At 69.7% G+C, this 18533-nt stretch carries 15 protein-coding genes; 2 read left to right on the top strand and 13 right to left on the bottom strand.

What is annotated here, in order from left to right; genetic code table 11:
- Nucleotides 1–64: 64 nt before the first annotated feature.
- The 10 genes from AMK33_RS07265 to AMK33_RS07220 form a co-directional block, all read right to left on the bottom strand.
- Complete coding sequence (locus tag AMK33_RS07265; RefSeq protein ID WP_073931896.1) at nucleotides 65–1636, bottom strand: CYTH and CHAD domain-containing protein; 1572 nt, start codon at nucleotides 1634–1636, stop codon at nucleotides 65–67.
- Nucleotides 1637–1700: 64 nt separating this feature from the next.
- A complete protein-coding gene (rodA, locus tag AMK33_RS07260; protein ID WP_073931895.1) occupies nucleotides 1701–2903 on the bottom strand; it encodes a rod shape-determining protein RodA in 1203 nt (400 codons plus the stop codon).
- On the bottom strand, nucleotides 2900–5191 hold the full coding sequence (mrdA, locus tag AMK33_RS07255; protein WP_073931894.1) for a penicillin-binding protein 2: 2292 nt from the start codon (nucleotides 5189–5191) through the stop codon (nucleotides 2900–2902). Before mrdA ends, rodA begins: the two co-directional genes overlap by 4 nt.
- Nucleotides 5192–5306: 115 nt before the next feature.
- On the bottom strand, nucleotides 5307–5975 hold the full coding sequence (gene mreD / locus AMK33_RS07250; protein ID WP_073931893.1) for a rod shape-determining protein MreD: 669 nt from the start codon (nucleotides 5973–5975) through the stop codon (nucleotides 5307–5309).
- 13 nt (nucleotides 5976–5988) lie between these two features.
- Nucleotides 5989–6930: a rod shape-determining protein MreC gene (gene mreC / locus AMK33_RS07245; RefSeq protein ID WP_073931892.1), complete on the bottom strand. Its 942-nt coding sequence runs from the start codon at nucleotides 6928–6930 to the stop codon at nucleotides 5989–5991.
- Between the two features lie 208 nt (nucleotides 6931–7138).
- Complete coding sequence (locus tag AMK33_RS07240) at nucleotides 7139–8158, bottom strand: rod shape-determining protein (RefSeq protein WP_006133575.1); 1020 nt, start codon at nucleotides 8156–8158, stop codon at nucleotides 7139–7141.
- A gap of 329 nt (nucleotides 8159–8487) precedes the next feature.
- Entirely contained in the window at nucleotides 8488–8901 is a 414-nt protein-coding gene (gene ndk / locus AMK33_RS07235) for a nucleoside-diphosphate kinase (protein WP_073931891.1), read from the bottom strand.
- A gap of 65 nt (nucleotides 8902–8966) precedes the next feature.
- The gene (locus AMK33_RS07230) at nucleotides 8967–9317 is read right to left on the bottom strand and encodes a DUF4233 domain-containing protein (RefSeq protein WP_073931890.1); all 351 of its coding nucleotides are present in this window, start codon (nucleotides 9315–9317) and stop codon (nucleotides 8967–8969) included.
- Between the two features lie 6 nt (nucleotides 9318–9323).
- Nucleotides 9324–10841: a bifunctional tetrahydrofolate synthase/dihydrofolate synthase gene (gene folC, locus AMK33_RS07225; RefSeq protein ID WP_073931889.1), complete on the bottom strand. Its 1518-nt coding sequence runs from the start codon at nucleotides 10839–10841 to the stop codon at nucleotides 9324–9326.
- Nucleotides 10842–11067: 226 nt separating this feature from the next.
- Nucleotides 11068–13692, bottom strand: coding sequence for a valine--tRNA ligase (locus tag AMK33_RS07220; RefSeq protein ID WP_073931888.1), 2625 nt, complete (start codon nucleotides 13690–13692; stop codon nucleotides 11068–11070).
- A gap of 138 nt (nucleotides 13693–13830) precedes the next feature.
- Here AMK33_RS07220 and AMK33_RS07215 point away from each other — a divergent pair, with 138 nt between their 5' ends.
- Nucleotides 13831–14796, top strand: coding sequence for a hypothetical protein (locus tag AMK33_RS07215; protein ID WP_073931887.1), 966 nt, complete (start codon nucleotides 13831–13833; stop codon nucleotides 14794–14796).
- Nucleotides 14797–14866: 70 nt separating this feature from the next.
- Entirely contained in the window at nucleotides 14867–15070 is a 204-nt protein-coding gene (locus tag AMK33_RS07210; protein ID WP_073931886.1) for a hypothetical protein, read from the top strand.
- A 68-nt stretch (nucleotides 15071–15138) separates the two neighbouring features.
- Here AMK33_RS07210 and clpX read toward each other — a convergent pair whose 3' ends face one another.
- The 3 genes from clpX to AMK33_RS07195 all read right to left on the bottom strand — a co-directional run bounded on the left by clpX (nucleotide 15139) and on the right by AMK33_RS07195 (nucleotide 18015).
- Nucleotides 15139–16425 (bottom strand): ATP-dependent Clp protease ATP-binding subunit ClpX, encoded by a 1287-nt coding sequence (gene clpX, locus AMK33_RS07205; RefSeq protein ID WP_073931885.1) that lies wholly within the window; start codon nucleotides 16423–16425, stop codon nucleotides 15139–15141.
- Nucleotides 16426–16606: 181 nt separating this feature from the next.
- A complete protein-coding gene (locus AMK33_RS07200; protein WP_073931884.1) occupies nucleotides 16607–17299 on the bottom strand; it encodes an ATP-dependent Clp protease proteolytic subunit in 693 nt (230 codons plus the stop codon).
- 110 nt (nucleotides 17300–17409) lie between these two features.
- Entirely contained in the window at nucleotides 17410–18015 is a 606-nt protein-coding gene (locus tag AMK33_RS07195) for an ATP-dependent Clp protease proteolytic subunit (protein ID WP_024887530.1), read from the bottom strand.
- Nucleotides 18016–18533: the final 518 nt, after the last annotated feature.

Below are 18533 nucleotides of genomic sequence, written 5' to 3'. Positions count from 1 at the left end.
CTCGCGAACCTTTGTGTGCTGAGTGGGGTGACCATTCAGCGTAACGCGGCCGGAGGGGTACTCCCTACGTTGTCCAGGGCCGAAGGTCCTCGGTGATCGACGTCCAGGCTTCGGGGAGGGCGGCCTCGGCGCGCTCCGCGCGGTGTTCCTCGCGGGCGTGGAGGACGCCGTAGGTGAAGGCGCTCTCGCCCGCCGCGTGGGTGACGGCGGCGAGCTCGCGGAGGGTCTGGCGGGCCATGACGCTGTCCTGGTGGTCGCCGAGCAGGCTCTGGAGCGCCTTCATGTCCTTGACGAGGTCGTTCGCCGGTTTGCCGAGTGCGGGGGCGGCGGCCTCGGCGGCGTAGCGGGTGCGTTTGGTCTTCTTGCGGGCGTCGTGCAGGGCGAGGTCGCGGTCGGTGCCGGGCGGGAGGTCGAGGGCGCGGGTGACGAGGCCGGCGAGCTTGTCGAGATCCTTGCGTACGGCCTTGGTGAGGGCCTTCTCCGGCTTGGTTCCGGCCTTCTTGCGCAGGGGCGGGTCGGCGAGCAGGGCGTCCAGGGTGTCGAGGAGGGTGAGGTACCGGCGGGAGTCGAGGATGCCGGTGAGGCGGCCGTGGGCTCCGGCGTGGCGGGCCTCGGCCCAGGTGGTGAGCCGGTGGCCGACGGGGCCTGCGACGAGGGTGTCGGGCAGCTCGGCGAGGGAGGAGCGGAGGCGTTCGGCGAGCACCTCCTGGTCGCGGTCCAGGCCCAGTTCGGCGGCCAGCCACTTCAGGTCGACGCCGACGGGGTCGGTCACCTCGCGGTCGAGGACGGTGCGGAAGGAGCGGAAGGTGCTGCGCAGGCGGCGGGTGGCGACTCTCATGCGGTGCACGGAGTCGGGGACGTCCTGGCGTACGGCGGGGTCGAGCTCGACGAGGGCGTCGCGCTGGGCGCGGACGTAGGCGAGGACGTGGTCGCCGGCGGTGACGGGTTTCCCGGCCGGCCGTGGCCTGTGTTTCCGCTTCGGGGCGGCCTCGGGTGCCGTGGCGGGTGTGCGTGTGGTCGCCGCGGTCGTGGTTCTGTCCGGTGCCGTGTCGGCCAGTGCCCTGGCCAGTTTCGAGGCGGAGGCCGAGGGGCGTACGCCGGCCTTGCGCAGGCGTTTCTCCACCTTGTCGAGGAAGGCGGGGTCGCCGTCGTCGGCGAGTTCGACCTCGATCTCGGTCCACCGGGCGGTGCCGCCGGTGCCGGTGAGGCGTTCGGCGTGGACGGTGTCGACGCTGACCTCGGCGAGCAGCCGGCCGTCGGCGTCGACGAGGTGGCGTACGTCGCGGTCGGAGCGCAGCCGGACGACGGGCAGCAGTTCGCTGTCGCGGACGCGGGAGCGGACGAGGGCGGCGAGCTCGTCCGGGAGGGTGTCGGAGAGCGGGGCGCGGATCTCGTCGCGCACCCCGGGGGCGACGGGGAACTTCAGGTGCCAGCCGGCGTCGGAGCCGCCGGTGCGGCGGCGCAGGGTGACCAAGGAGGCGGCGAGGCGTTCGTCGGCTGTGTCGTGGTAGGTGGCGTCGAGGTGGGTGACGCCCTTGTCGAGGACGGTCGCCACGCCGGGGACGCGGGTCAGGTCGGGCAGTCCGCTGTCGTCGGACTCGTACTTTCGCTCGATCTCGCGCTTGGTGTCCGCCATGAAGCGAATCTAGTCGCCGCGGGTGCGGAGCGGCAGTGGACCGCCGCTCCGCGCCCATGGCGGGTCACGCGGACATCGGCCGTTGTATCCGGATGGACTGCAGCAGGCCCACGGCCAGCCAGACGGCGAACATGGAGGAGCCGCCGTAGGAGACGAACGGCAGGGGCAGACCGGTGACGGGCATGATGCCGAGGGTCATGCCGATGTTCTCGAAGGACTGGAAGGCGAACCAGGCGACGATGCCGGCGGCGACGATCGTGCCGTACAGGTCGGTGGTGTCGCGGGCGATGCGGCAGGCACGCCAGAGGATGATGCCGAGCAGGCCGATGATCAGCGCGCCGCCGACGAAGCCGAGCTCCTCACCGGCGACGGTGAAGACGAAGTCGGTCTGCTGTTCGGGCACGAACTGGCCGGTGGTCTGGGAGCCCTGGAAGAGGCCGGAGCCGGTCAGTCCGCCGGAGCCGATGGCGATGCGGGCCTGGTTGGTGTTGTAGCCGACGCCGGCGGGGTCGAGCTCGGGGTTGGCGAAGGCGGCGAAGCGGTTGATCTGGTACTCGTCGAGGATCCCGAGCTGCCAGACGGTGATCGCGCCGGCCGCTCCGGCGCCGAGCAGGCCGAAGATCCAGCGGTTGGAGGCGCCGGAGGCGAGCAGCACACCGAGCACGATGATGACCATGACCATGACCGACCCGAGGTCGGGCATGAGCATCACGATCAGCATGGGGACGACGGCCAGCCCGAGGGCCTGGAGGACCGTGCGGTGATCGGGGTAGGGCTTGTCGCCGGCGTCGACGCGGGCGGCGAGCAGCATCGCCATGCCCAGGATGATCGTGATCTTCACGAACTCGGAGGGCTGGAGGGAGAAGCCGCCGGGGAGCTTGATCCAGGAGTGGGCGCCGTTGATGGTGGAGCCCAGCGGGGTGAGCACCAGCAGGATCAGGAAGACGGAGGCGCCGTACAGCAGGGGCACGGCCGTGCGCAGGGCGCGCTGGCCGAGCCAGACGGCGGCGATCATCAGGGCCACCCCGATGCCGGTGTTGAGCCAGTGCCGGACCAGGAAGTAGTAGGGGTCGCCCTGGTTGAGTTCGGTGCGGTTGCGGGTGGCCGAGTAGACCAGGAGCGAGCCCAGCAGGGAGAGGGCGAGCGCCGAGAACAGTATCGGCCAGTCGAGGCGCCGGGCCAGGGAGTCACGGGCGAAGACCCGTGTCCAGCCGGCCCGCTCCGGTCCGTATCCGGAGACCTGGAAGCTGTTGACTCCGCCGGTCATGCCGCTGCCCTCCGGAGTCCCTTTCCGGTGCCGGTGCCGCCGCGTCGTCGCCGGTGGCGACGGCGGGTCTGGCGGTTGCCCATCTCCGGTGAGGGCACCGTGCCCGCCTGCTGCGGGTCGGCGGGGTCGTCGCCCTGCGGGGTGGTGGCCTGGGCGTCGGGCGAGGGGGTCACCCGGTCCTTGACGGGGTCCTTGGAGATCTTGGGGGACTTGATGGTGCCGTCCGTGCGGACCTTCGGGAGGCTCTTCTGCGGCGTGGACAGCAGCGCCTTCTTCTTGTCGATCTCGCCGTCCTCGGAGACGCCGTACAGGGCGTTGTAGATGTTGCGCACGGCGGGGCCCGAGGCGCCGGAGCCGGTACCACCCTGGGAGATCGTCATGACGATCGAGTAGTCCTTGGTGTACGTGGCGAACCACGAGGTGGTCTGCTTGCCGTAGACCTCGGCGGTACCGGTCTTGGCGTGCATCGGGATCTCGTCCTGCGGCCAGCCCCCGAACCGCCACGCGGCCGTACCGCGGGTGGCGACTCCTTCGAGGGCTTCGTCTATCTGGGCGAGCGTCTTCTTCGACGTCGGCAGCTTGCCGTGCGCCTTGGGCTCGATCTCCGTGACGGTCTTGCCGTCGGGGCTGATGACGGCCTTGCCGACGGTGGGGTCGTAGAGGGTGCCGCCGTTGGAGATGGCCGCGTAGATGGTGGCCATCTGGATGGGGGTGACGAGCGTGTCGCCCTGGCCGATGGAGTAGTTGACGGAGTCACCCGCGCGCAGCCGGTTGCCTTCGAGGCAGTTCTCGTAGGCGATCTTCTCGGCGTAGGTGCCGTCCTTCTTCCCGTACTTGCACCAGGCGTCCTTGTTGGCCGTCCAGTAGTCCAGCTTCCACTGGCGGTCGGGGACGCGGCCGGTGACCTCGTTGGGCAGGTCGATGCCGGTCTCCTCGCCGAGGCCGAACTGGTGGGCGGTCTTGTAGAACCAGTCGTTGGCGTTCTTCTTCGGCTTGTTGCCGCCGTCGCGCTTCCACTCCTCGTGGGCGAGGGCGTAGAAGACGGTGTCGCAGGACACCTCCAGGGCGCGGCCGAGGCTGATCGGGCCGTGGTTCTGGGACTCGAAGTTCTTGAAGACCTGTCCGCCGATGGAGTACGAGCTGGAGCAGTTGTAGGGGCCTTCGAAGGAGTAGCCGGCCTGTATGGCGGCGGCCGTCGGGATGACCTTGAAGATGGAGCCGGGTGCCGACTGGCCCTGGGTGGCGCGGTTGAGCAGCGGGTAGTTGGACTTCTTGCCGGTGAGGTTCGCGTAGTCCTTGGCGGAGATGCCGCCGACCCAGGCGTTGGGGTCGTAGGTCGGGTTGGAGGCCATGGCGACGACGCGACCGGTCTTGGCCTCCATGACGACGACGGCGCCGGAGTCGGCCTCGTAGTTGCGGTTGGTGTTGCGGTCGTGCTGCTTGCGGGCTTCCTTCATCGCCTCGTTCAGCTCGTACTCGGCGATGCGCTGGACGCGGGAGTCGATGCTGGTGACGAGGTTGGCGCCGGGCTGGGCGGGGTCGGCCTCGGCCTCGCCGATGACGCGGCCGAGGTTGTCGACCTCGTAGCGGGTGACGCCGGCCTTGCCGCGCAGCTGCTTGTCGTACTGGCGCTCCAGGCCTGAGCGGCCGACCATGTCGGAGCGCAGGTAGGGCGAGCTGGTGTCCTGGGCCTTCGTGATCTCCTCGTCGGTGACGGGCGAGAGGTAGCCGAGGACCTGGGCGGTGTTGGCCTTGCCGGGGCTCGGGTAGCGGCGCAGGGCCTGCGGTTCGGCGGTGATGCCGGGGAAGTCCTCGGCGCGCTCGCGGATCTGCAGGGCCTGTTTGGCCGTGGCCTCGTCGGTGATGGGGATGGGCTGGTACGGCGAGCCGTTCCAGCAGGGCTGGGGGGTCTCGGCGTCGCAGAGGCGGACCTTCTGCTGGACCTCCTCGGCGTCCATGCCGAGGACGCCGGCGAGTTTGGTGAGGACCGCCTTGCCGTCGTCCTTCATCTTCAGCAGGTCGGTGCGGGAGGCGGAGACGACCAGGCGGGTCTCGTTGTCGGCGAGGGGCACTCCGCGGGCGTCCAGGATGGAGCCGCGGACCGCGGGCTGGACGACCTGCTGGACGTGGTTGCCGGAGGCCTCCTTGGCGTACTGGTCGCCCTCGCGGATCTGGAGGTACCACAGGCGCCCGCCGAGGGTGCCGAGGAGGGAGAGGACTAGGACCTGGATGACGACGAGCCGGATCTGGACCCGTGGGCTGCGGCCGGTCTCGGGGATGTTGGTCACGCGGCTTCCTCCTCCCTCGGAGCGCGTACGACTGTGCGGGTACGAGTGATGAACGGCCGGGCCATGGGCCCGCGTTCCGTCGCCCTTTCACTCGTTCCGGTGAAGTTCTGGGAGGTCACAGGCGCTTGACCCCCTTGATGCGTCCGGCGCGGGCCACCCGGGCGCGGGCCGCCTTGACCCGCAGTCCGCCCCGCTGCCCTCCGATGCGCAGTCCGGTGCCGCCGGAGAGCCAGCCGGAGGCGATGTCGCCGGACTTGGCGGGGTTGGTCTCGGCGAGCGGGTCGTTCTCGGCGCGCCGGGCCAGGGCCATGACGCCGGGGACGACGAACGGCGCGAGCAGCAGGTCGTACAGGGCGGCGGTGAACAGCAGTCCGCCGAGGCCGACATGGCGGGCGGCGGTGTCGCCGACGAGGGCGCCGACACCGGCGTAGAGCAGGGTGGAGCCGACGGCGGCGGCGACGACCACGACCATCGGGCCGGTCGCCGACTTCACCTGCCCGCTCTCGGGTTTGACGAGTCCGGCGAGGTAGCCGATGACGCACAGCACGAGGGCGTAGCGCCCGGCGGCGTGGTCGGCGGGCGGGGCGAGGTCGGCGAGGAGTCCGGCGGCGAAGCCGATGAGGGCGCCGCCGACGTGGCCGTAGACCAGGGCGAGACCGAGGACGGTGAGCAGCAGCAGGTCGGGGACGGCGCCCGGGAGGTGGAGGCGGGCGAGGACGCTCACCTGGATCACCAGGGCGACGACGATCAGCGAGCTGGAGAGCAGGATCCGGTTGGCGCGCATGGGGTGACAGCTCCTACTGCTCTTGCTGGTTGAGGCCGTCGGCGGGGGCGGAGGGCGTGACGGTCACCGTCACGGTCGGCGTGGGGGTCGGCTTCGGCTTCTTGGGCAGCACCGTGTCGCGCGGGTCCTTCTCGGGGGCCTGGACGACGACGCCGACGACGTCGAGCTTGCTGAAGCTGACGAACGGCGTGACGGAGAGGGTGCGGGTGAGGTCGCCGCCGGAGGGGTCGACGCGGGAGACGACGCCGACGGGGACGCCGGGCACGAACGGCTTGTCGGCCTGCGAGCCGAAGGTGACCAGGCGGTCGCCCTTCTTGATCTCGGCCTTGCCGTTGAGGAGTTCGACGCGCAGCGGGCGGTCGCCCTGGCCGGAGGCGAAGCCGAGTTCGTCGGTGGACTCCATGCGGGTGCCGACGGTGAAGTCGGGGTCGGTGGCGAGCAGCACGGTGGCGGTGCCCGGACCGACGGTGGTGACGCGGCCGACGAGTCCGTCGCCGTTGAGGACGGTCATGTCGCGCTCGATGCCGTCGTCGGCCCCGGCGTCGATGGTGATGGTCCAGGAGAAGCCCTGGGCCGCTCCTATGGCGATGACCTGGGCGCCCTTGATGCCGTACTGGCCCTGGCCGGAGACCTTCAGCAGCTTGTCGAGCTGCTTGAGGCGGCTGCGGCTGCGGTCGTCGCTGCCGAGTTCGGCCTTGAGCGCGGCGTTCTCCCGCTCCAGTTCGGCGAGCCGGTCGTGCCGGTCGCCGGACTCGCGGACGGCGGTGACCGCGTTGCCGATCGGGTCGACCGCGCCGGACACGCCGTTCTCGATCGGGCCGAAGACGGTCGCCGCGGCCTGCCGGGCACCGTCGACCGGTGAATCCTCCCCGCCGCGGATGTCCACCGTGATCAGTGCGAACGCGATGGCGATCAGCAGCACCAGGAGCAGCCGGCTCTCTCGTGTGTCCCTCACGTGCGGCGGCCGTGCCTTCCTCGTCGAGAACGGGTATGAGGTGGGGGTCTGTTCAGGTGTGTCGAAGACGCTTCGAGGGGTGTGTCGAAGGATGCTTCGGGGGTGTGTTCGAGGCGTTGTGTGGCGTTGTGGGGGAGTTTATGCCTCTATATCAACGATCCGCCGTACGGAAGAAGGTCGTCCCGTACGGCGGTATCGAGGAGGTGCGTCATCTGCGCGGCTGGGCGTCGAGCACCTGCTGAAGCGCCTCGAACTCCTCGACGCACTTGCCGGAACCGAGCGCCACGCTGTCCAGCGGGTCCTCGGCGATGTGGATCGGCATGCCCGTCTCCCGGCGCAGCCGCTCGTCGAGGCCGCGCAGCAGCGCGCCGCCGCCGGTCAGAACGATTCCCCGGTCCATGATGTCGCCGGACAGCTCCGGCGGGCACTTGTCGAGGGTCGTCTTGACGGCGTCCACGATGGCGTTGACCGGTTCCTCGATCGCCTTGCGCACTTCGGCGGCGGAGATGACGACGGTCTTCGGCAGTCCGGAGACGAGGTCCCGGCCACGGATCTCGGTGTGCTCGTCGGTGTCCAGGTCGTACGCCGAACCGATCGTGATCTTGATCTGTTCGGCCGTCCGTTCACCCAGCAGGAGGGAGTACTCCTTCTTGATGTGCTGGATGATCGCGTTGTCCAGCTCGTCGCCCGCGACGCGGATGGACTGGGCGGTGACGATGCCGCCGAGGGAGATGACCGCGACCTCCGTGGTGCCGCCGCCGATGTCCACCACCATGTTGCCGGTGGCCTCGTGGACCGGCAGCCCGGAGCCGATGGCGGCGGCCATGGGCTCCTCGATGATGTGCACCTGACGGGCGCCGGCCTGCGACGACGCCTCGATGACGGCGCGGCGCTCGACACCCGTGATGCCCGAGGGCACACAGACGACGACCCGCGGACGAGCCAGGTACCGCCGCTTGTGGATCTTCAGGATGAAGTAGCGGAGCATCCGCTCGGTGATCTCGAAGTCGGCGATGACGCCGTCCTTCAGCGGGCGCACGGCGACGATGTTGCCGGGGGTGCGCCCGATCATCTTCTTCGCCTCGGCACCGACCGCGAGGATGCCACCGGTGTTGGTGTTGATCGCGACGACGGACGGCTCGTTGAGTACGATCCCACGACCCCTGACGTACACCAGCGTGTTGGCGGTCCCGAGGTCGACAGCCATGTCACGGCCGATGAACGACATTGAGTTCCCCATCAGGATTCGACTGGCCTTCCCACGAGCTTTTGAGGGCTTCTCAGGTCGGCGAGGTGGGTACGGTGACGTGAAGGCTTCCATCGTAGACGCGCCTTCGCGAACACCGCGCGAGGGTCTTCGCCATTGTCATCAGATGGCGCGCCCCGCTGCTTGTGGAGACGGTCCATCGGGGGCATCCGTTCCCCCGATCGCCGCGCATATGCCAAAAAAGGTCCGGGGGCAAAGCCCCCAGACCGTCCGACAGGCGGCCAAACGCGCCGGCCGCCGCCGCGATGTGATCGTTATGCGCGGGATTCGCGCACGTCCGAGTGCGCGGGTTACGCGCGACCCGGGAAGAAGATCTTCACCTCGCGCTCGGCGGACTCCTCGGAGTCGGAGGCGTGGATCAGGTTCTCCCGGACGATCACACCGAAGTCGCCGCGGATCGAGCCCGGCGCGGCGGCGATCGGGTCGGTGGGACCGGCCAGTTGGCGCACGCCCTCGATGACCCGCTCACCCTCGACGATCATCGCCACGACCGGCCCGGAGGCCATGAACTCCACCAGCGGCTCGTAGAACGGCTTGCCCTTGTGCTCGCCGTAGTGCTGCTCCAGCGTGTCCTGGTCCAGGGCCCGCAGCTCCAGCGCGGTGATCTTCCAGCCGGCCTTGCGCTCGATACGGCTGATGATCTCGCCGGTCAGGCCACGACGTACGGCGTCGGGCTTGAGGAGGACGAGGGTGCGCTGGGTCACGACGGAGCTCCTTGTGCGGGAAGTGGTGCGGGAGGACGAGATTACCGGGCGTGTCGGGACACCTGTCACGCAGCGTCAGGCCGGCCCGCCTGCGCGGCGAAACGGGCCTTCGCTTCGTCCACCTTTCGCCCGAAGTGCACCGATGCCCACCACAGCAGCGCGAAGAGCGCGCCCATGAAGAACATCATCGGGACGAAGACACCGGAGGCGATCAGGGCGATCTGCAGCGCCCAGCCGAGGGCCACCCCGCCGGGCCGGGTGATCACCCCGCACAGGGCCACGGACAGGAACATCGCGATGCCGCAGACCGTCCACACCGTGCCGGTGGACAGGTCCGGGTCCTTCATCGCGACCAGCCCGGCGAAACCGATGATGAAGAACTCGCCGATCAGCGTCGAAGCGCAGAGCGTACGCACGGGATCTCAGCCCCTCCCCAGGAGCAGTCGGGCCTCGCCGACGGTGATGACGGAACCGGTGACGAGCACACCGCCGCCCGCGAACTCGCCCTCCTCCTCGGCCAGCGTGATCGCGGCCTCCAGGGCGTCCGGCAGCCGCGGCTCGACCTGGACGCGGTCCTCGCCGAACACCTCGACGGCGATGCCCGCCAGCTCGTCGGCGTCCATCGCGCGGTGGCTGGAGTTCTGGGTGACGACGACCTCGGCGAAGACCGGCTCGAACGCCTCCAGCAGTCCGCGCACGTTCTTGTCGCCGCTCGCGCCGACCACGCCGATGAGCCGGCTGAACTGGAACGCCTCCCCGATCGCGGCGGCCGCCGCCCGCGCGCCCGCCGGGTTGTGGGCGGCGTCCAGGACGACGGTCGGCGAACGCCGTACGACCTCCAGCCGGCCCGGGGAGGCGACGGCGGCGAACGCCTTGCGCACGGTGTCGATGTCGAGCGGCTGGGCGTGCTGGGCGCCGACGCCGAAGAACGCCTCCACGGCGGCGAGCGCCACGGCCGCGTTGTGGGCCTGGTGTTCACCGTGCAGCGGCAGGTACACCTCGGGGTACTCGCCACCGAGTCCGCGCAGCGTCACCAGCTGGCCGCCGACGGCGACCTGCCGGGCCACGACCCCGAACTCCAGACCCTCACGGGCCACCGTCGCGTCCACCTCGACGGCCTTCTTCAGCAGCACCTGCGCGGCGTCCACCGGCTGCTGCGCCATGATCACCGTCGCGTCCCGCTTGACGATGCCGGACTTCTCGCCGGCGATCTCGGCGGGCGTGGTGCCGAGCCGGTCGGTGTGGTCGAGGTCGATCGGCGTCACCACGGCGACGCCGGCGTCGATCACGTTCGTCGCGTCCCAGCTGCCGCCCATGCCGACCTCGACGACCGCCACGTCCACGGGCGCGTCGGCGAAGGCGGCGTACGCCATGCCGGTGAGCACCTCGAAGAAGGACAGCCGGTACTCCTGCCGGGCGTCGACCATCTCGACGTACGGCTTGACGTCCTGGTACGTCTCGATGAACCGCTCGGCGGAGACGGGCGCCCCGTCGAGGCTGATCCGCTCGGTGATCGACTGGACGTGCGGGGAGGTGTAACGGCCGGTGCGCAGCTCGAAGGCGCCGAGCAGGGCCTCGATCATGCGGGCGGTGGAGGTCTTGCCGTTGGTGCCGGTGATGTGGATCGAGGGGTACGAGCGCTGGGGCTCGCCCAGGACGTCCATCAGCGCGGCGATGCGGGCGACCGAGGGCTCCAGCTTGGTCTCGCCCCAGCGGGTGGCGAGCTCCGCCTCGACCTCGCGCAGGGCCTTGTCGACCTCGGGGTCCGCGGGGCGGGCGGGCACGTCCGCCTGGGGCGGGCCGCCCTGGGTGCGCAGGGTGCGGCTGCCGGCCTCGATCACCGCGAGGTCGGGGTCGCGGTCGGTCTCCGCGGCGACGATCTCGTCGAAGCCGTCGACGGACTCGGGCTGCTCGCTGTCATCAGGGGGGAGCTCACTCACGGGGACCAGTCTACGTATCCCGGCCCGCACCCCCTCTCGTGCCGCCGCAGCCCGCTGCCCGCAGCCTGTGGGCAGTCGTGCAACCGCAGCAGCCTGCGGGCAGCCGTGCGACCACCGCAGCAACCTGCGGGCAGTCGTGCCGCTGGGGCGGCACGACTGCCCGCAGCTGCGGGGGTGGGCGCCGCCCGAACCGTGCGGCTGCCCGCAGCTGCGTCGGCTGTTGCGGTTACGCCGAGGGGAGGCGGTCGAGTTGGGACTGGATTCGGGTGATGTCCTCCTCCGACTTCGCAAGGCGCGTGCGGATCTTGTCGACCACGTGGTCCGGGGCCTTCGACAGGAACGCCTCGTTGCCGAGCTTCGCCGTCGCCTGGGACTTCTCCTTCTCGGCGGCGGCGAGGTCCTTGGCCAGGCGCTTCCGCTCGGCGGCGACATCGATCACACCGGACAGGTCCAGCGCGACCTCCACGCCCGCGACCGGCAGGGTCGCCGTCGCGGTGAAGGCATCGCCCTCCGGCTGGAGGCGCAGCAGCTGGCGGATGGCCGGCTCGTGCGGGGCCAGCGCCGTACCGTCGAGGGTCAGCCGCGCCGGGACCCGCTGGCCGGGCTGCAGGCCCTGGTCGGCGCGGAAGCGGCGGACCTCGGTGATGACGGACTGCAGCGTCCCGATCTCCCGCTCGGCGTCCGCGTCCCGGAAGCCACTGTCGGACGGCCACTCGGCGATGACGACCGACTCGCCCCCCGTCAGCGTCGTCCACAGCGTCTCCGTGACGAACGGAACCACCGGGTGCAGCAGCCGCAGCGTGACGTCCAGCACCTCGCCGAGGACCCGCTTGCTGACCTCGGCCGGCTCCCCGCCCGCCTGGAACGTCGTCTTGGACAGCTCGACGTACCAGTCGAACACCTCGTCCCACGCGAAGTGGAACAGCGCGTCCGACAGCTTGGCGAACTGGAAGTCGTCGTAGTACGCGTCGACTTCGGCGACGACCGAGTTCAGCCGGGACAGGATCCAGCGGTCGGTCGGCGACATCTTCGACGCGTCCGGCAGCGGGCCGTCCACCGTCGCGCCGTTCATCAGCGCGAAACGCGTCGCGTTCCAGATCTTGTTGGCGAAGTTGCGCGAGCCCTGGACCCAGTCCTCGCCGATCGGGACGTCGACACCGGGGTTGGCGCCGCGCGCGAGGGTGAAGCGAAGCGCGTCGCTGCCGTACTTGTCCATCCAGTCCAGCGGGTTGACCGCGTTGCCGAAGGACTTCGACATCTTCTTGCCGAACTGGTCGCGGACCATGCCGTGCAGGGCGATGGTGTGGAACGGCGGGGTGCCGTCCATCGCGTACAGACCGAACATCATCATCCGGGCGACCCAGAAGAAGAGGATGTCGTAGCCGGTGACCAGGACGGAGTTCGGGTAGAACTTCGCGAGCGACTCCGTCTGTTCGGGCCAGCCGAGCGTGGAGAACGGCCACAGGCCCGAGGAGAACCAGGTGTCGAGGACGTCGGTGTCCTGGTGCCAGCCCTCGCCGGTCGGCGCCTCCTCGTCCGGTCCGACGCAGACGACCTCGCCGTTCGGCCCGTACCAGACCGGGATGCGGTGGCCCCACCACAACTGCCGCGAGATGCACCAGTCGTGGAGGTTGTCGACCCAGTCGAAGTAGCGCTTCTCCATCTCCTGCGGATGGATCTTGACCTTGCCGTCGCGGACGGCGTCACCGGCCGCCTTCGCCAGCGGGCCGACCTTGACCCACCACTGCATGGACAGCCGCGGCTCGATGGTGGTCTTGCAGCGCGAGCAGTGGCCGACCGAGTGGACGTACGGCCGCTTCTCGGCGACGATCCGGCCCTCGGCGCGCAGCGCGGCGACGATGGTCGAGCGGGCCTCCAGCCGGTCCAGGCCCTGGAAGGGGCCGTGGGCGGTGATGACCGCGTGCTCGTCCATCACGGCGATGGACGGCAGGCCGTGCCGCTGGCCGATCTCGAAGTCGTTCGGGTCGTGCGCCGGGGTGACCTTGACGGCACCCGTACCGAACTCGGGGTCGACGTGCTCGTCCGCGACGACCGGGATGGAGCGGTCGGTCAGCGGCAGCTTGATGAGCTTGCCGACGAGGTGCTTGTAGCGCTCGTCCTCGGGGTGGACGGCGACGGCCGTGTCACCGAGCATCGTCTCGGCACGGGTCGTGGCGACGACGATCGTCTCGTCCCCCTCGCCGTACTTCATGGAGACGAGCTCGCCGTCGTCGTCCTGGTACTCGACCTCGATGTCGGAGATCGCGGTCAGACAGCGCGGGCACCAGTTGATGATGCGCTCGGCGCGGTAGATCAGCTCGTCGTCGTAGAGCCGCTTGAAGATGGTCTGGACGGCCTGGGACAGGCCCTCGTCCATGGTGAAGCGCTCACGCGACCAGGCGACGCCGTCACCGAGGCGGCGCATCTGCCCGGAGATCTGCCCGCCGGACTCGCCCTTCCACTGCCAGACCCGCTCGACGAACGCCTCACGGCCGAGGTCGTGGCGGGACTTGCCCTCCTTGGCGAGCTCCCGCTCGACGACGTTCTGCGTGGCGATGCCGGCGTGGTCCATGCCGGGCTGCCACAGCGTCTCGAAGCCCTGCATGCGCTTGCGGCGGGTCAGGGCGTCGATGAGCGTGTGCTCGAACGCGTGCCCGAGGTGCAGGCTGCCGGTGACGTTCGGCGGCGGGATGACGACGGTGTACGGAGGCTTCTCGCTCTTGGCGTCCGCCTCGAAGTAACCGCGCTCTACCCAGCGCTCGTACAGCGGCCCCTCTACATCGGCCGGCGCGTACTGGGTCGGCAGTTCGGTCGTGGGCGCTGGTGGCTCCTGCTGAGCGTTCTCGGTCACGGGGCTCAGTTTAGAGGCGTCACGGGCCTGTCCCGAAACGCGATTCCTCTGTAACGGTGCGACCCCCGCCGGCCTGAACGCATCACTCCTGAGTCAGGATGTCAGCAACGCATAAGCATCTGGAGGGGGAACCCCGTAATGAGCTACAACCAGCCGGGCCCGTACGGCGGGCAGCAGCCCCAGCAGCCCGGACCGTACGGCCAGCCGGGACCTTACGGCCAGCCGCCGCAGGCTCCGCAGCCCGGCTACGGCTACCCCCAGCAGGCCCCGCCGCCCGGCCAGCCCGGATACGGCTACCCGCAGCAGCCCGGCCAGCCCGGCGTCCCGCCGCAGCAGCCCCCGTACGGCCAGCAGCCGCCCTACGGCCAGCCCCAGTACGGCATGCCGCCCCAGCCCCCGACCTCGGGCGGCGGCGGCAAGAAGGCCGGGATCATCATCGGCGCGGTGGCGGTCGTCGCGGCCATCGGCGTGGGCGCGTACTTCGTGATCGGCGGGGGCGGCGGCGCGGGCGGCCTGGAGGACGACGGGGCGCACAAGCTGACGACGCCGGCGACGGTGCTCGGTGGCGAGTACAAGAAGGGCGACGCCGCGGAGAGCGACGGCTTCGACGAGAACGACATCAAGGAAGCCGAGAAGAACGGCGTCAAGAACGCCAAGAACGTCGACGCGGTCTACCAGGCTGGGGACGAGAGCAATCCGCTCGCCACGAAGATGGTCCAGTTCATGGGTGTCTACGGCGAGGTCGACGATCCGGAGAAGGTCGTCGACGCCATGTTCGGGGAGATGGAGAAGAACGCCTCCGAAGACAAGGAGACCGAGGGCGAGCTCGTCGGCAGCCCGAAGGCCTTCGAGCCGAGCGCTCTGGACGGCGCCGTCCTGAAGTGCCAAGAGATCAAGATCAAGAACAGTGAGGCCACACCGGGTGACGTGGCCTCCGGACCCTCAGAGATCAGCATGCCGGTGTGCATCTGGGGTGACCACAGCACGGTGGGCGTCATCATCAACACGGTGGTGGCCGACGTCATGGCGGGCAAGACCGCCGACCTGGAGAAGACCGCCGAGCTGACCGCCAAGTTCCGCAAGGAAGTCCGCGTCAAGGCCTGACCCGCACCACATCGGCATCTGGAGGGGCAGCTCCGGGGCGGTCGAGCCGAGCGGTCTCGACGGCGCCGTCATGCGGTGCCGGACGGCCTCGGTCTCCGAGGACGACGACAAGCTCGAGACGCCGGTGTGCGGGTGGGCCGACCACAGCACCTACGGCGTGGTCAACGGGCTGGACCTGGCCGCCGCGGAGAAGGGCGGCAGCGGCGGTCTCTCCACGGACGACGTCGCCTCGTTCGCCGCCGAACTGCGCTCCGCGGCGCGGGTCAAGGCCTGAACCGTACGGCAACGCGAAGGGGCCCCGGATCGACCCGGGGCCCCTTCGCGTTGCCGCCGTGGTGGCGGCTACGCCGTCTTCTGCTCCCCCGAGCCCCGGCCGCGGGCGTCGCGCGGGATCAGGGTCGGGTTGACGTTGGAGAGGACCACGTCGGCCGTGATGACCACGCGGGCGACGTCCTTGCGGGACGGGACCTCGTACATCACGCCCTGGAGGACCTCCTCCATGATGGCGCGCAGGCCGCGCGCTCCGGTCTGGCGGAGGATGGCCTGGTCGGCGATGGCCTCCAGTGCCTCGCGCTCGAAGTCCAATTCCACGCCGTCGAGTTCGAACAGGCGCTGGTACTGCTTCACCAGCGCGTTGCGCGGCTCGACGAGGATCTGGAGCAGCGCCTCGCGGTCGAGGTTGTGGACGCTGGTGATGACCGGGAGCCGGCCGATGAACTCGGGGATCATGCCGAACTTGACCAGGTCCTCCGGCATGACCTCCTCGAACTGGTCCTTGGACTCCCGCTCCTGCTTGGAGATGATCGTCGCGCCGAAGCCGATGCCCTTGGCTCCCGCCCGGCCCTCGATGATCTTCTCCAGTCCGGCGAAGGCGCCGCCCACGATGAACAGCACGTTCGTCGTGTCGATCTGGATGAACTCCTGGTGCGGGTGCTTGCGGCCGCCCTGCGGCGGGACGGAGGCCGTGGTGCCCTCCAGGATCTTCAGCAGGGCCTGCTGGACGCCCTCGCCCGACACGTCGCGCGTGATCGAGGGGTTTTCACTCTTGCGGGCGACTTTGTCGATCTCGTCGATGTAGATGATCCCGGTCTCGGCCTTCTTGACGTCGTAGTCGGCCGCCTGGATCAGCTTCAGCAGGATGTTCTCGACGTCCTCGCCGACGTATCCCGCCTCCGTGAGCGCCGTGGCGTCGGCGATCGCGAACGGGACGTTCAGCATGCGGGCGAGGGTCTGGGCCAGCAGGGTCTTCCCGGAGCCCGTGGGGCCCAGCAGGAGGATGTTGGACTTCGCCAGCTCGATGGCGTCCTCGCGGCCCTGCGCGCCGCCGTTCTCGCCGGCCTGGACGCGCTTGTAGTGGTTGTACACGGCGACGGAGAGGGCCTTCTTGGCCGCCTCCTGCCCCACCACGTACCCCTCGAGGAACTCGTAGATCTCGCGAGGCTTGGGCAGCTCCTCCCAGCGGACCTCACTGGTCTCGGCGAGCTCTTCCTCGATGATCTCGTTGCAGAGATCGATGCACTCGTCGCAGATGTACACACCGGGCCCTGCGATGAGCTTCTTGACCTGCTTCTGGCTCTTGCCGCAGAACGAGCACTTGAGCAGATCGCCGCCGTCACCGATGCGTGCCACGGTGTGCTTCCCCTTCGCCTGGGAGACGCGGACGCGGGCGTCCGGCGACTCCTGGTGCTGCCTTATGTCCGACGGTACCTTGCCTGGCCCCCCGTTCGGGCCCCCCTTGGCACGGTTCACTTTGACGTGGACCGTGCCAAACCGTGCCAAGGGGCGGCAGACGTCACACTCCCGCCCCGCGTCAGCGCAGGCTGGTGTTGTCCATCTTCCGGGTGGTGATGATCTGGTCGATCAGGCCGTACTCCAGCGCGTCCTCGGCCGTGAGGATCTTGTCGCGCTCGATGTCCTCGCGGATCTTGTCGAGCGGCCGGGTGGAGTGCTTGGCCAGCATCTCCTCCAGCTGGCTCCGCATCCGGAGGATCTCGTTGGCGGCGATCTCCAGGTCGGAGACCTGACCGCGGCCGGTCTCGCTGTACGGCTGGTGGATCAGCACGCGCGCGTTCGGCAGCGCCATGCGCTTGCCGGGCGTACCGGCGGCCAGCAGGACCGCGGCGGCGGAGGCCGCCTGGCCCATGCAGACCGTCTGGATGTCCGGCTTCACGTACTGCATCGTGTCGTAGATCGCCGTGAGCGCGGTGAAGGAGCCGCCGGGGCTGTTGATGTAGACCGAGATGTCCCGGTCGGGGTCCATCGACTCCAGGCACAGGAGCTGCGCCATGACGTCGTTGGCGGAGGCGTCGTCGATCTGCACGCCGAGGAAGATCACCCGCTCCTCGAAGAGCTTCGCGTACGGGTCGTACTCGCGGATGCCCTGGGAGGTGCGCTCGACGAAGCGCGGGATGACGTAGCGGGACTCGGCCGAGGGGCCGGTGTACCGGCCCTCGGAGGCGGCGGGCGTGCGGTCGTACAGGCCGCTGCCGGGGAAGCTGTTCACGGTGTCTCCTGAAAGGGGCTGAGGCGGTCGGCTGGGGCTGCTGGGGCTGTTCACCGGGCCCGGGGGCCCGGTGGGGCGTCCACGGGGCCGCGAGGGCTCCGCGAGGCCGCTCAGGCCCCGGTGCCGCCGCCGCCCGGCATGCCGGCGGCCGTGGCGATCACGTCGTCGATGAGGCCGTACTCCTTGGCCTCGAAGGCGTCGAACCAGCGGTCACGGTCGGAGTCGCGGGTGATCTGCTCGACCGTCTGGCCGGTGTGCTGGGACGTCAGCTCGGCCATGCGCTTCTTGGTGTGCAGCAGCCGCTCGGCGTGGATCTTGATGTCCGAGGCCGAGCCGGCGAGACCGGCGGACGGCTGGTGGATCAGGATCTCGGCGTTCGGCAGCGCGAACCGCTTGCCGGGGGTGCCGGCGCTCAGCAGGAACTGGCCCATGGAGGCCGCCAGGCCCATGGCGATCGTCACCACGTCGTTCTTGATGTACTGCATGGTGTCGTAGATCGCCATGCCGGCCGTGATGGAGCCGCCGGGGCTGTTGATGTACAGGTAGATGTCCTTGTCCGGGTCGGAGGCAAGGAGCAGCAGCTGTGCGGTGATCTTGTTGGCAATGTCGTCGTCGACCGGCTGGCCGAGGAAGATGATCCGCTCGCCGAGCAGCCGGTTGTAGACCTGGTCGCCGAGGCCACCACCGATGGAGGGCTCGCCGGCGGCTGAGGGCATCAGATTCGTCACGTATCCACCTGCTCGTCTTGCGACGGCGCCGGGCCGTCTCACGTATCCCTGTGGGACTGGAGCCGTAATCGGTGACTCGCGTCCCCTGGTATTCATGGACCCTAACGCGGTGGCTCCGTCGGGGAATCCCGGTAACGGGGGTGTTCGCCGGGGGCGTAGAGGGGCGTACTTCGCGGTGTGCTCCGCGGGGAGCGCCGTTCGCCTTTCCGGCGGGGGCCACTGGTTCGTGGGCGGCTGCGGCCCGGTGGGGGCTGGTCGCGCAGTTCCCCGCGCCCCTGGGTGGGCTGCCCCGCCGCCCGACAGCAGGGCCCCGGAGTGACGCACACCCCGGTAGCCGACAGCAGAGCCTCGGAGTGACGCACACCCCGGTAGCCGACAGCAGAGCCTCGGAGTGACGCACACCCCGACAACCAGACACCAAGGCCCTGAGCGACACCCACCCCGACAACCAGACACCAAGGCCCTGAGCGACACGCACCCCGACGACCAGACACCAGGGCCCCGGA

This window comes from Streptomyces sp. CB02400, from assembly GCF_001905725.1.
GTDB classification, from domain to species: Bacteria; Actinomycetota; Actinomycetes; order Streptomycetales; family Streptomycetaceae; genus Streptomyces; species Streptomyces atrovirens.
Note: the sequence above shows the minus strand (reverse complement) of the source record. Positions and strands in the feature narration are given on the sequence as shown.

Coding starts and splice junctions, on each gene's coding strand:
- AMK33_RS07210 (WP_073931886.1), top strand. CDS start 14,867: ATGCGGTGCCGGACGGCCTCGGTCTCCGAGGACGACGACAAGCTCGAG.
- AMK33_RS07215 (WP_073931887.1), top strand. CDS start 13,831: ATGAGCTACAACCAGCCGGGCCCGTACGGCGGGCAGCAGCCCCAGCAG.
- rodA (WP_073931895.1), bottom strand. CDS start 2,903: ATGACCGGCGGAGTCAACAGCTTCCAGGTCTCCGGATACGGACCGGAG.
- AMK33_RS07240 (WP_006133575.1), bottom strand. CDS start 8,158: ATGTCGTTCATCGGCCGTGACATGGCTGTCGACCTCGGGACCGCCAAC.
- AMK33_RS07195 (WP_024887530.1), bottom strand. CDS start 18,015: ATGCCCTCAGCCGCCGGCGAGCCCTCCATCGGTGGTGGCCTCGGCGAC.
- AMK33_RS07265 (WP_073931896.1), bottom strand. CDS start 1,636: ATGGCGGACACCAAGCGCGAGATCGAGCGAAAGTACGAGTCCGACGAC.
- mreD (WP_073931893.1), bottom strand. CDS start 5,975: ATGCGCGCCAACCGGATCCTGCTCTCCAGCTCGCTGATCGTCGTCGCC.